The 11,829-nt window shown below is 47.3% G+C and carries 19 protein-coding genes; 18 read left to right on the top strand and 1 reads right to left on the bottom strand.

Features of this window, described 5'->3' with window-relative positions:
• The 5 genes from IQ209_RS17385 to IQ209_RS17365 all read left to right on the top strand — a co-directional run.
• The coding region (locus IQ209_RS17385) for a phage holin, lambda family (protein ID WP_193852451.1) at nt 1-190 on the top strand (190 nt) is incomplete at its 5' end.
• Nucleotides 187-582, top strand: a complete 396-nt coding sequence (locus IQ209_RS17380; protein ID WP_193852450.1) for a structural protein — start codon at nt 187-189, stop codon at nt 580-582. The genes IQ209_RS17385 and IQ209_RS17380, both read left to right, overlap by 4 nt.
• Nucleotides 579-809, top strand: coding sequence for a hypothetical protein (locus IQ209_RS17375; protein WP_193851170.1), 231 nt, complete (start codon nt 579-581; stop codon nt 807-809). The genes IQ209_RS17380 and IQ209_RS17375 overlap by 4 nt, the downstream gene beginning before the upstream one ends.
• Nucleotides 796-1,245 (top strand): lysis protein, encoded by a 450-nt coding sequence (locus IQ209_RS17370; RefSeq protein WP_193852449.1) that lies wholly within the window; start codon nt 796-798, stop codon nt 1,243-1,245. Before IQ209_RS17375 ends, IQ209_RS17370 begins: the two co-directional genes overlap by 14 nt.
• A gap of 6 nt (nt 1,246-1,251) precedes the next feature.
• Nucleotides 1,252-1,551: a hypothetical protein gene (locus tag IQ209_RS17365; protein WP_193852448.1), complete on the top strand. Its 300-nt coding sequence runs from the start codon at nt 1,252-1,254 to the stop codon at nt 1,549-1,551.
• Nucleotides 1,552-1,603: 52 nt separating this feature from the next.
• Here the strand turns inward: IQ209_RS17365 and IQ209_RS17360 are convergent, their stop codons facing one another.
• Entirely contained in the window at nt 1,604-2,056 is a 453-nt protein-coding gene (locus IQ209_RS17360) for a hypothetical protein (RefSeq protein WP_193852447.1), read from the bottom strand.
• Between the two features lie 359 nt (nt 2,057-2,415).
• Here IQ209_RS17360 and IQ209_RS17355 point away from each other — a divergent pair, with 359 nt between their 5' ends.
• The 13 genes from IQ209_RS17355 (at nt 2,416) to IQ209_RS17295 (ending at nt 11,682) form a co-directional block, all read left to right on the top strand.
• On the top strand, nt 2,416-2,952 hold the full coding sequence (locus IQ209_RS17355; RefSeq protein ID WP_193852446.1) for a Rha family transcriptional regulator: 537 nt from the start codon (nt 2,416-2,418) through the stop codon (nt 2,950-2,952).
• A 14-nt stretch (nt 2,953-2,966) separates the two neighbouring features.
• On the top strand, nt 2,967-3,449 hold the full coding sequence (locus IQ209_RS17350; protein WP_193852445.1) for a DNA-packaging protein: 483 nt from the start codon (nt 2,967-2,969) through the stop codon (nt 3,447-3,449).
• Complete coding sequence (locus IQ209_RS17345) at nt 3,430-4,653, top strand: PBSX family phage terminase large subunit (RefSeq protein WP_193852444.1); 1,224 nt, start codon at nt 3,430-3,432, stop codon at nt 4,651-4,653. Before IQ209_RS17350 ends, IQ209_RS17345 begins: the two co-directional genes overlap by 20 nt.
• 69 nt (nt 4,654-4,722) lie before the next feature.
• Entirely contained in the window at nt 4,723-6,090 is a 1,368-nt protein-coding gene (locus IQ209_RS17340) for an anti-CBASS protein Acb1 family protein (protein ID WP_193852452.1), read from the top strand.
• Entirely contained in the window at nt 6,047-7,012 is a 966-nt protein-coding gene (locus IQ209_RS17335) for a phage minor head protein (protein WP_228005964.1), read from the top strand. Before IQ209_RS17340 ends, IQ209_RS17335 begins: the two co-directional genes overlap by 44 nt.
• 20 nt (nt 7,013-7,032) lie before the next feature.
• On the top strand, nt 7,033-8,394 hold the full coding sequence (locus IQ209_RS17330; protein ID WP_193852443.1) for a DUF2213 domain-containing protein: 1,362 nt from the start codon (nt 7,033-7,035) through the stop codon (nt 8,392-8,394).
• Nucleotides 8,395-8,399: 5 nt separating this feature from the next.
• Nucleotides 8,400-8,825, top strand: coding sequence for a hypothetical protein (locus IQ209_RS17325; protein ID WP_193852442.1), 426 nt, complete (start codon nt 8,400-8,402; stop codon nt 8,823-8,825).
• A 10-nt stretch (nt 8,826-8,835) separates the two neighbouring features.
• Nucleotides 8,836-9,921 carry a major capsid protein gene (locus tag IQ209_RS17320; protein ID WP_193852441.1) on the top strand — a complete coding sequence of 362 codons (1,086 nt, stop codon included), beginning with the start codon at nt 8,836-8,838 and terminating at the stop codon, nt 9,919-9,921.
• Nucleotides 9,922-9,930: 9 nt separating this feature from the next.
• Nucleotides 9,931-10,242 carry a hypothetical protein gene (locus tag IQ209_RS17315; RefSeq protein ID WP_193852454.1) on the top strand — a complete coding sequence of 104 codons (312 nt, stop codon included), beginning with the start codon at nt 9,931-9,933 and terminating at the stop codon, nt 10,240-10,242.
• A complete protein-coding gene (locus IQ209_RS17310) occupies nt 10,226-10,591 on the top strand; it encodes a hypothetical protein (protein WP_193852440.1) in 366 nt (121 codons plus the stop codon). Before IQ209_RS17315 ends, IQ209_RS17310 begins: the two co-directional genes overlap by 17 nt.
• Before the next feature lie 2 nt (nt 10,592-10,593).
• Nucleotides 10,594-10,941 carry a hypothetical protein gene (locus tag IQ209_RS17305; protein WP_193852439.1) on the top strand — a complete coding sequence of 116 codons (348 nt, stop codon included), beginning with the start codon at nt 10,594-10,596 and terminating at the stop codon, nt 10,939-10,941.
• A gap of 1 nt (nt 10,942) precedes the next feature.
• Nucleotides 10,943-11,311, top strand: a complete 369-nt coding sequence (locus IQ209_RS17300; protein ID WP_193852438.1) for an HK97 gp10 family phage protein — start codon at nt 10,943-10,945, stop codon at nt 11,309-11,311.
• Nucleotides 11,308-11,682, top strand: coding sequence for a hypothetical protein (locus tag IQ209_RS17295; RefSeq protein ID WP_193852437.1), 375 nt, complete (start codon nt 11,308-11,310; stop codon nt 11,680-11,682). Before IQ209_RS17300 ends, IQ209_RS17295 begins: the two co-directional genes overlap by 4 nt.
• The last annotated feature ends 147 nt before the right edge of the window (nt 11,683-11,829 follow it).

Here is an 11,829-nt window from a genome sequence, read left to right as displayed (position 1 = left end):
GAAGAACCGCTGGGTTGAGGCACTGCTCTGTGGCGCGTTGTCATGGAGCGTATCCAGTGGGCTAGAACTGTTTGGCATTCCTATCAATTTTGCACCGGCTATCGGTGGCGCCGTTGGGTTTATTGGCGTAGAGAAAATACGAGAATTTGCGATTCGTGCGATTAATAAACGCTTGGGAGATAAGCAATGAGCAGAGGCATTCGCAATCATAATCCTGGCAACATTCGCCACGGGGACAAATGGCAGGGTTTGCGTAATACCCAGACTGATAAGTCATTTTGCCAGTTTATCGCGCCGGAATGGGGGATACGGGCGATGATCAAAATTCTGTGCAATTACGAGCTACTCTACGGCGCTAACACCATCCGCCAATTTATTTCTCGCTGGGCACCGGAGATAGAAAATGACACTGAAGGTTACATTGCCTATGTAAGCCGAGCAGTTGGTATCGATAGTCGTACAGTGATTGACAATAACCACAAGGTCATCATGACGGCATTGGTCAAGGCGATGATACAGATGGAGAACGGCCAGCAGCCTTATTCTGAGGCAACGTTTGAAAAAGCGTGGTCACTGTTATGAGCAATTACCAAAAATTAGTCCGGTGTAATAACTGCCACAAGATACGTACTGATGCTCCGTTTGGTGCTGGTTTTGAAAATCGCCGCCAGCTGGGTAAATTTTGTGGACATTGTGGCGAGTTTGCAGGGTATTACGATACGGTTGAAACATGGATATCTACTACTAAATGGTGGAACCCTCGATCGTGGGGAAATGGGTATTGGGTGAAGAAAGATGAAGCTCAATAGCCAATACCTCACTTTCGGTGTTATGGGGCTGCTCGCTGGCGCACTCTGGTTCTATTACGGTTCGTATCAGGACAAGGCCGAAGAATACCGTAGGTTAAACCTACAGTATAACGAACAGGTCGCCATCAACACCACCCAGCAAGCACGAATCCAACAACTCCATGAGCTGGACACTAAACACACGCAGGAACTTGCCCATGCCAAGACTGAAATCGATACTTTGCGCGCTGATGTTGCCGCTGGTCGTCGCAAGCTGCGCATCAAAGCCACTTGCCCTGTGTCTGAAACCACTTCCTCCTCCAGCGTGGGCGCTACAACCACCATCGAACTCTCTGGAGAAACTGGATCAACTGTTTTCGATATCCGAGAAGGCATCATCAATGACCGGGCAAAATTAAGGTATTTGCAGAATTATGTTAAAGCGGAGTGCAGGTAAATAACGATGCGTGAATTACCAAACGGTGTTTACAAAACTAATCGGAAAATACATAACCAGGCATTCAAATATCGGAAATTAAAATATTATCAATATTCAACGGTGGTCGTTGGTGATACCACTGCATTGAATATTCATGTGTACAAATGGTTTATATTGTTAATTGCCATTCCAATGTTGATTTATGGCTCAATTGTGATTGGCCTGATACCGGCATTCAGAGAACTGCGTGATGTATGGTGGGAGCCTGTAAAATTTGACACTCTACGTCAAATTCCTGATGGTTTATTGAGATATGGAAAATAACACCTCGCCACCTCAGAGCAAACGATACTGGGGTGGTGAATATCTTGAACTATCAGAAGTTATAATTTCCTGAACGCCCCAAATAAGTCATCACTCCTGCCGCTACAATATCGCTGTATTGGAGCTGGACAATCATAGCAAAATCCACGCTGACCCCATTGAGACCATTGACTATATAGGGAAGTATTGCTTGCTCGTAAATTCTCTGACTTATATCGCAGCGGTGGGGAAGTAAGGTTAATATATTTCGTTGGCTAAAGCCGGCAATAGTACGAAGTTGTGAAGATGCACCATCTGCAATCAACAAGTCTATATTACTGGAAACAAATCCTAATTCGTTGAGCAATGTATTTGCTCGACGGTAGTTACCACCAAAAACATTGGGATATTGAGCCCGTAAGTTATTGATTGCAACCGGTACACATAATGACGAGACACCAGCACGTTCAAACATGCGAATAGATTGTCTGAGTGTGTTATAAGCTGCTTGGTGTAACTGAGACATAATAATTCCCTCAAAGATTAGGTATAGCAACACATAAACCCATCTTCACCCAACAACAAGCGAATAATGCTTAACAATTAGTTACTCACTGAAACTCAATGAAATATTCCTCTATCCATTCCCTGAGTGGCTACAGAAATAACCCATGCTGCCACCCGTCCCCATCGTGTACCCAACGCACACGGGCTGGTGGCATTTTTTATATCTGCATTTCACTGCGCATTCACAGCGCCATTCTTTCAACGTCGAATCCAATCACTTTGATATGAGCCTTCGAGGAAGTCAGTTATAGCTGGCGAGCTTCGACGGACTGATTTCCTATGTGAACGAGGGTTCATTTCAAATGTAGGTAATACGTTATGCAATACCCAGCAATAGTAAACGGCATTGATTTTCGTGATTTGGTTTTTATGTCTGGTATGGAGACTGAAACTGACACTTTCAAAGTGGCGAAAGTATTTAAGAGAGAGCACAAAGATGTTCTGAGAAAAACTCGCTCTGTCATCAAATCATGCTCACCCGATTTCGCAGAGCGCAATTTTACGCTTTGCCATGAAAACAATGACTTACAAAATGGAAAACCCCAGCCGTTCTATCGAATGACAAAAGATGGCTGGATGATGTTAGTCATGGGTTTTACGGGTGCTGAGGCAATTCGATTTAAAGAGGCATTCATTGCGGCTTTTAACTGGATGGCGAATGTCATCAAGCAAAATATTCACTCAATGGAACAAGAGCGTAATGCCGTCATGCTGGAGTACATGAAGGAAAAAGATATTGCCAGCATGTCAGGCCGGTTGCTTCGTCGTTGGGGTAAAGAGAAAAAGCCGAAGTTACTCCATCGTATTGCGCAGATTGAAGAAAAAAGCCAAATGAAACTGGCATTCTCAAAGTAAAAGGAAAAACAAAAATGGCAGCGCCAAAGGGCAATCGGTTTTGGGAGGCGCGTAGCAGTCATGGGCGAAACCCGAAATTCGGTTCGCCTGATGCTCTGTGGCAGGCCTGTTGTGAATACTTCGCATGGGTAGACGATAACCCGTTACATGAAACCAAAGCGTTTCACAATCAGGGTGAAATTGTCTACGCGAAGATGGCAAAAATGCGCGCGATGACCTTATCCGGTCTGTGTATTTTTTTGGATATTTCACGCTCAACATGGACGGAATATACAAAGCGCGAAGATTTTTCGAATATCACTACGCGCGTGGAACAAATTATCTACGACCAGAAGTTTTCAGGCGCAGCAGCGGATTTACTTAATGCCAATATCATTGCGCGAGATTTGGGGCTGAAAGAGCAAACGGTGAATGATCACCTCTCCACTGACGGCTCAATGTCCCCCGCCAAGATAATACTGGTACCCGGAGGACAACGTGACAACAGCGAGGATTGAACTCCCGCCGAAGCTCATTCCGGTATTCAGTGGTGACTATCGTTATCGATGCTCATACGGCGGGCGAGGCTCAGCCAAGACAAGAACCTTTGCACTAATGACAGCCATTCGCGGTTACATGGCTGCTCAGAACGGGCAATCAGGCGTCATACTTTGTGCGCGTGAATATATGAACTCCCTTGAAGAGTCATCAATGGAAGAGGTTAAGCAGGCCATCAGGTCTGTACCTTGGCTGAATGATTTCTATGAGCTGGGCGAAAAGTTTATCCGCACCAAATGCAGGTCGGTTAACTATGTGTTTGCTGGGTTGCGCCACAATCTCGACAGCATCAAATCCAAGGCCCGTATTCTGATTGCATGGGTGGATGAAGCAGAGTCAGTGTCAGAAACTGCATGGACAAAACTGACACCGACTGTACGTGAGGCCGGTTCTGAAATATGGGTAACGTGGAACCCGGAAAGAGACGGCAGCGCAACTGACAAGCGGTTCAGAAAGCATCCGCCTGAAAACTCCATCGTTGTTGAAATGAACTACGATGATAATCCGTGGTTCCCCTCCGTGCTGGAAGAGGAAAGGCTAAGTGACCAAGCAAGGTTAGACCCGGCTACTTACTCATGGATTTGGGAAGGTGCCTATCTGGAAAACTCCGATAAGCAAGTGTTGGCGAATAAATACAAGATTGAAGCGTTTCCTGATGACCTGTGGCAGAAAGCTGACCGCTTGTTATTCGGGGGTGACTTTGGTTTTGCGAAAGACCCCAGTACGCTTATCAGGATGTTCATTCTGGATAACTGCCTGTATATCGACCGTGAGGCTTACGGTGTCGGGGTGGAACTCGACCACATGCCTGCGTTTTATGACCAGCTACTCGAGGCGCGTAAATGGCCTATTAAAGCCGATGCCGCCAGACCGGAAACGATCAGTTATCTCCGGCGACAAGGATTCAATATTGCGGCAGCCAAAAAGTGGCAAGGCAGCGTCGAGGACGGCATCACTTACCTGCGTGGCTTTAAGCAAATCTATATCCATCCTCGTTGTAAATACACAGCAAAAGAAGCCCGGTTGTATTCCTATAAAACGGATCGCATTACAGGTGAGGTACTGCCAGTCATTGAGGATGCCAATAATCACTGTTGGGATGGTATCCGGTACGGTTTGGATGGGTATATCAAGCAAAAGAGCAGTGGTGCATTTTTCTTTTAAGGAGCGTCTTTCGTGAGTGAAAAAACAGAATTTCTGGTTAATAGCCTGGCTGACACTATCGCCAAACGGATGATCTATGCGTCGGGTGGCATTAGCGGCAATACAAAACGAACCAATATCTATTCCGAATTCGGTTATCCAGAGCGCTTAACTTTTCATGAGTATTACAATGCTTATGAACGTAACCCGGTGGCACATGCGTCAGTTCATCGCCTGCTGGATGGTTGCTGGCAGGATAATCCTACCCTGATTGAAGGTGAGGAAAAGAAAGAGTCCACCGTAACCAGCGCATGGGAAAAGAATGTTACGAAATTATTAAAGCCGTTCTGGGCGAAGATTAAAGACGCTGACCGCCGCAACATGATTGGTCGTTACTCTGCCCTGCTGATTCAGGTCAGGGATAGTCAAGCATGGCATGAGCCGATTGATACGGTAGTGGTGGCACGATTAAAAGAAAACGCGTTAGTTAACCTGATACCTGTCTGGGAACCTCAGCTTACCGTGGCTGAGTGGAATACTGATATTAATTCAGAAAACTACGGACAACCGGCGATGTTCAATTTTGATGAACGTCCGGTCGGTCAGATTGAGATACGAGGGCCAGCAAAGCAACTAACTATTCATCCATCGCGGGTCATTATTTTGTGCGAAGGGGCTGAGGATGGGAATATTTTCTCAGGAACGCCATTGCTCAGGGCTGGGTATAACAAATTGTTGGACGTTGAAAAAGTCTCTGGCGGTAGTTCTGAGGGATTTTTGAAAAATGCCTCTCGTCAAATTGGGGTGGAGTTTGATAAAGAAACTGATTTACACAGCATTACCACTGCGGCAAAACAGGCAGGCTATCCAGATCTAGGGGCAGCACTGGAAGATAAAATCCATAAGCTGAACAGGGGGACGGACTCAGCCGCTGTTATGCAGGCCGGAAAGTTAAACGTATTGTCAGTCACACCGGGCGACCCAACGCCGACATGGGAAGTGACTACCCGTGAGTTTTGCGCGTCTGTGCAAGTTCCGTTCACCATCCTATTTGGCACCCAGACAGGGAAATTAGCCGGTGATAAAGATGATGCCACGTGGAAAGTGCGCCTGAACGGTCGCCGCTGGGGATTTCTGACGCAGTATGTCACTCAGCTAATACGGCGGTTTTGGGAAATTGGCATTATCGAACCGCCAAAATCAGGTGAAGTCACTATTGCATGGTCTGACATGCTCGCAGCCAGTGAGCAGGAGAAGATCGACAATATGATTAAGATGGCTGAGGCGGCACTGAAAACCCAGCAGGCATTCGGAACGCCAATATTTACACCGAATGAAATACGTACCGTGGGTGAACTGGAGCCATTGGAAGATGAACCCGAGCCACAGGGTACAACAGGAGATCCACTAACTGATGACCCAGACCAGAATCGGAACCCCGATAATACCCAGAAATAAACGCGACCCCACTCAGTCCTACCGCTCAGTTAATAAAATGTTCCGTGATATCGAGCAGCGGTATTACGACATCAAGACGGCTCTCAGGCAATTATTCGACCAACGATTAACAGGCAGGACGATAGAAAGCAACGCCAAACTATCCTATGTCATGCACGGCAATACGCTGTATCACGTCAATACAGGAACCTATATCTATGACATGACATCAACGCAACTTGCGGATCTGCTAGAGATTCTACAGGTCATCTTGGATGATTATTTACTGGCTGGTGGAAAGGATCAGCTATGGGCGTTTAGCTATGTGGCTGACGAATACCAGCGCGGAACGCTCAATGCCTACACTAATCTAGGGGCGCAGTCAGCCGTCTACGCACAGCAAACTACGCTTTCAGCACTGTTATCAACGCCAGCTTATCAAAATCAGATTGCTACGGCATTTGTAGCAGCCTACAGCGACTGGACGGGAATATCAGATGCGGCAAGAGCGGATTTATCCAATGTTATAGCTGATGCCATCGCTCGTGGGGTTAATCCCAGAGAGACAGCGGCTATTGTCAGCAAGCGCCTTGATGTGTCAATGAGTATGGCTAAAAACATCGCCCAGACGGAACAGGTTGGCGCATTGCGGCGTGCTAACTGGAATGAGACGGAGTGGGCGCGAGATCGGCTTGGATTAAATACTCAACTGCTTTGGTTGTCCGCCCTGAAACCAACCACCAGATCGTGGCACGCAGCAAGACACGGGAGGGTTTACACTAAGCAAGAAGTTGAAGAGTTTTACTCTAAAAACGGGAATCGCTATCGCTGCTATTGCACGCAACAGCCTGTTGTCCTTGATGATAACGACAAACTGTATAACACCGGGTTAACTGAACGCCTGACAGAAGAACGCAAGGCGTGGGAACCTGAACCTAAGTAACAATTCAATGAGGTCAAAACATGGGATTCTTTGGAATTCATGTTAAGTCACTGGCCTTAAACGCCTCCAATATCTCAACTGAAATTATTGATGGTGATGAGCATATCGTCATTCGTGGCGTGGTGCCTGTCGTTGATGATGTTGTGATGAACGGGGGATTATATCCCGCCAGTGAAATTAACAAGAGTTATCAGTCAATGGAGGGTAAACAGGTTCCTTACGGACACCCGAAAATTGACGGTCAGTATATTTCTGCTGACACACCAAGGGCAGTAAATCAATTCCATATCGGCGCATGGGCTGAAAACGTCCGCAAAGATGGTGACAAGGTTGTTATGGATGTGAAAGTTAATCGGCGCTTTGCTGATTCAACTGATAAGGGAAAGGAATTTTTATCCCGTATTGATGATGTACTAGCGGGTAATAGCTCCGAACCAATCCATGTTTCAACAGGGCTACTATTACAGCGCGAGCAGAACAAAGGCAAGTCTAAGGGTAAGGCGTATACATGGGTTGCCCGCAACATGCACTTTGACCATATTGCCGTATTGTCAGCCAGCGAACCGGGTGCAGCCACACCAGAAGAAGGTGTTGGAATGTTTGTTAATGCTGCGGGTGAAAAAATTGAAGTTGAACAGGTCAATTTGTCTGATGCGTCTAACTGCACCCAAGAAGGGTGGATAGGTAAGACCAAGTTCTTTTTCACCAATGCCTCCAACTTCTCTTTTGACGATATCTATTCCGCACTGAGAACGAAATTAAAAGCCACCTATACCGATGATGACTGGCCTTACCCTGAGACAGTCTGGCCGGACAAATTCATCTATTACCGATCCGGTAAAACCTACCGACAAAAATATCTCATGAACGATGACGGTACAGCCGAACTCGTTGGGGAGCCTATTGAAGTTGTGCGCAAGCCAACTGAATACGAAGAAGTAACCAATACGGAGCACGATTTAATGAAAGATATGATTGTTAATACACTGAAAGCAGCCAACAAAGAAACAGACGGTAAATCCGACGAGGAGTTGTTAGCTGCCTATAACGCCCTCAAGGAAGCAGAGAAAAAGGATCAGGAAAAGAAAGAAAAAGAAGAGAAGGACGAACAAGCTACCAATAACTCTCAGGCTCCAGAGTGGTTTAAGCCATTCGCAGAGAAACTTACCGCAATTGAATCTGGTCTGACGGCAAATGCTGACAAAGAAAAAACCGACAAACGCGCTGCGGTAAAAGCCAAGTTTGGTCTGGATGACACCGCCGTTAACGCACTGGATGGCGCAGCACTTGATGGCTTCTATGCACAATGCCAGTCCTCAATGGGACTGAATTCTGCATTTACTAATAACAATTCTGAATCATTCACCTCTATGCCGGAGTAATAGAAATGGCGAAAAACGGAAAACATGTAATTCATGCTGGCGGCGTGTTTATCAACCCCATGCTAAACCGAGAAGGTGCGGCGGCGGTAGATACTCTGCCCGGCGCGATTGGGTATTTTGAGAAAGGCAAGTTCAAAGCCTCAGTAGATGGCAAAGAAGCGGTGATCCTTTATGTTGCCAATATTGACTATCTGCGTTGTCAGACAGTAGATGACCCCATCACGGCGGGTGGTGTGGTGGTTGGCATTCACCCGATGGCGGGGGTGTTTCTGAATGCCCGCGCGGCAGAGGGAACGTACAAAAAGGGGCAGTCGGTAGAGGTTGCTAATGGTCAGATTAAAGCTGCCAGTGATGGAGCTGCGTTTGCCTATGTCGAAGAAGACCAAATCACAGTAAAAGCGGGCGATCTGGTTCGCATCGTTTTTAAATAAGGAGAACTGAATGTTTTATTTTTCAACCCAAAAGGCGACCGAGACCGGAAACCTTGAGGCTAACCAAGCTCAGTTTGGTGAGCTGACATTGGCACGTAACTCATCTGCTCAGGCGGTAGCTGATTTTATTTCTCGCGCTCGCTTTCGTGTTGAAGATGCACCGCGACTTGATGCGGTTAACGCTATTGATGATATCAAGCGCCTGTATCGGTCGTATGACCAGACAGTGCTGGCAGAGTTCGAGCCGAACACAGAGTTCACGCTTCTGAATGACCTGATGCCGCTCTCTCGTTCAGTGCGTCTGGAAGAGTCTGTGTATGAGTACGCTCGCACAGGTGGCAAAGGCTGGGCGCATACGTCCATGAGCGGTCAGATTGGCGCTGCATTGGATGCGCGTGCGTATTCATTCGATGGAACAATGGTGCCGATCCATGATTCCGGCTTCAAATTCCAGTGGCGTGACCCGATTTTCAACAAAGGCTCTGCACTGGCTTCGCTGGCAGATGCGCAACGCGGTTCAGTTGGTAATGTTCGCCGTCAGTACATGGATTACATTTTTAATGGCTTCAAGGACAGTGAAGGCAATTTTATCCAGTTTGACGGCAAAACATGGAAAGGTCTGAAGGCTGATGAGCGCGTTGGCATGGTGGATTTGAGGGCTGGTGGCCTGAATATCGACTTTACCAAGGCCGATGCAAAATCTATCCGCGAAGGTGCTATTGCACTGCGTGATACCCTGCGCCTGAAAAACAACATGTACGCCGAGCAAACTTGGTATGTCTCCGGTGACATTCTGTCCCATTGGGAGAAGATTTACTTCGATGTGAATTCAACCCGCACCGTACTGGAAGAAGTACAGAAGCTGACCGGCATCAAAGCTATCAAAGAGGATTTCGAGCTGAAAGGTAACGAGATTCTGGTTGTGCCTTTGGGGGCGGGTGTTATTGCGCCTGTCGTTGGTCAAGCATTCGGTACGGTTGCCGATCCGCGTCAGTACTACAACTCAGACTACGTGTGGCGCACATGGGGCGCGGCTGGCCTGATGGTCAAGACCGATATCAACAACAAACACGGCGTTCTGTTCGCTAAAGGGTAAGGAGGAAGTATGGCGCTGGTAAAAGTGATTGCAAGTAATCTATTCTCTGGCGCCAATCTCCAGAAATTGGAGGTTGGTGATGTGGTGGAAGTAGATCAGGAAACAGCGAAGCGATGGGCATTGATTGGGCTGGCGGAGCTAATTGAAGATAGTGTTTTCGAAGTAGCAACACCAACACACAATACTAATGAGCCTGAGCCTGAGCCTGAGCCTGAGCCTGAGCCTGAGCCTGAGCCTGAGCCTGAGCCTGAGCCTGAGCCTGAAAAACCACCCAAGGGAAAAGGTGGCAAGAAGGATAAATCAGATGGTGATAACGCTTAATGACATTAAGCCAATGATCGCCGAACTGGGTTTTGCTTTGCCTGATTCAGTCCTTGAGTTGTTATTGAATCAGGTGAATGAGAAATCTGAGTGTATGGCGTCTCATGACTATGATGAAAGTTTGCAAAAATTGCTGCTTATCTACTCTGCTGTCCGTCTAGCCTCTCTGTCAGGTGCAAGGAAAATTGCCTCACAAAGTGCGCCTTCCGGCGCTTCCCGTTCATTCGCTTATGATTCAGCCGGTACGGATTATTTACTCAAACAAATCAGGGTGTGGGATAAGCGCAATTGCCTGTCTGACTTGCCACTGGAGAGTAAATCTGTCGGCTTCTTTGATGTGGTGGGGTGATTATGTCCAGTATTTCGAATTGGGGCTTTACTGCCCCTTGCACCTATTGGAAATGGTTAGGCGCTGATGAGTATGGGAGGCCGCTTGGCTATGAGCTACCACAAATCATTATGTGCGAATACCAAGGTGGGCTGTCCAGCAAACTATCCGGTGTGGGTACTGAACTGGTTGCCAAAAATACCTTCTGGACGGAGTTCGCGGACGCGTCTATTGGGGATTATATCCTGATTGGCGAATCGTCAGATCCGACCCCTGTTGCTGCCGGTGCTGATGAAATCAAATTCACTACCCGCTATGCCGACACCTTTGAGCGCTTGGCTGATGATTACGCATTAGTGACAGGAGCGTGATATGGGTGCCAAGGTCAGGGGTATTCGTGAAGCTAAATCAAGGCTTCACGCTTTAATCGGTGATATACGTGGGCGAAAAGTGGTTCGAGCGATGTATAAGGCTCTGTATATCGGTAGTGCTCAGGCCGCGCTTTATACGCCGATTGATACTTCCACGCTGATTAACTCCCAATTTCGTGATGTTCGCTTTGAAGGAGTGCGGTTGACTGGGCGCGTGGGCTATTCTGCGAATTATGCCGTTTATGTCCACGATCCTAACGTGAAGCAGGATTTTCGCCGGGCGACCGCGAAGAAGGAGTTCCTAAAACAGGGTTTTGATGAGATGAGAAGTGAGATAGATAAAGCCGTCGCTCAGGAGCTGAAACTATGATGACCTTTGAGCAATTCCGCCATTATCTGGCAAAAGCGGGACTGATTGACGGGTTTAAGATCCAGATGCTCAACTGGATTGAGCAAAAAAGTGATGGTGGACAGGCTCAATACATGGTCTTTCAGCCTGCTGGTGGAACTGGTCGGCTGGATGATTTAGGGGCTGATGACAATGTACAGGTAATTTTGGTTAGCGGACAAAATAACCCACAGCCAGTCATTCAGCGAGCGCAAGAAATACTCGATTACGTGGCGGAGCATCCTGATGATGCCTGCTTAACGTCTGTTTTTAATCTTGGCGGCTTGACAACCCCCATTCCCACCCAAGAGAACCGGTACGTTATCCGGTTACTATTCCGCTGCACATCATAACAGGTCGCTACGGTGGCCTTTTTTATTTTTATCATAAGAGGTTATTCACATGGCAGATTGCCCGGTAGAAACCAACAAACTCATTGGTCGTAACGCTATTATTCGCATTGCGCAGGGTTGCCCCGATGCAGCACCAGACCAATCAAC

The organism is Xenorhabdus sp. BG5 (assembly GCF_015163665.1).
Taxonomy (GTDB): domain Bacteria; phylum Pseudomonadota; class Gammaproteobacteria; order Enterobacterales; family Enterobacteriaceae; genus Xenorhabdus.
The sequence above is the reverse complement of the archived record's forward strand: the minus strand, read 5'-3'. Positions and strand labels throughout refer to the sequence as shown.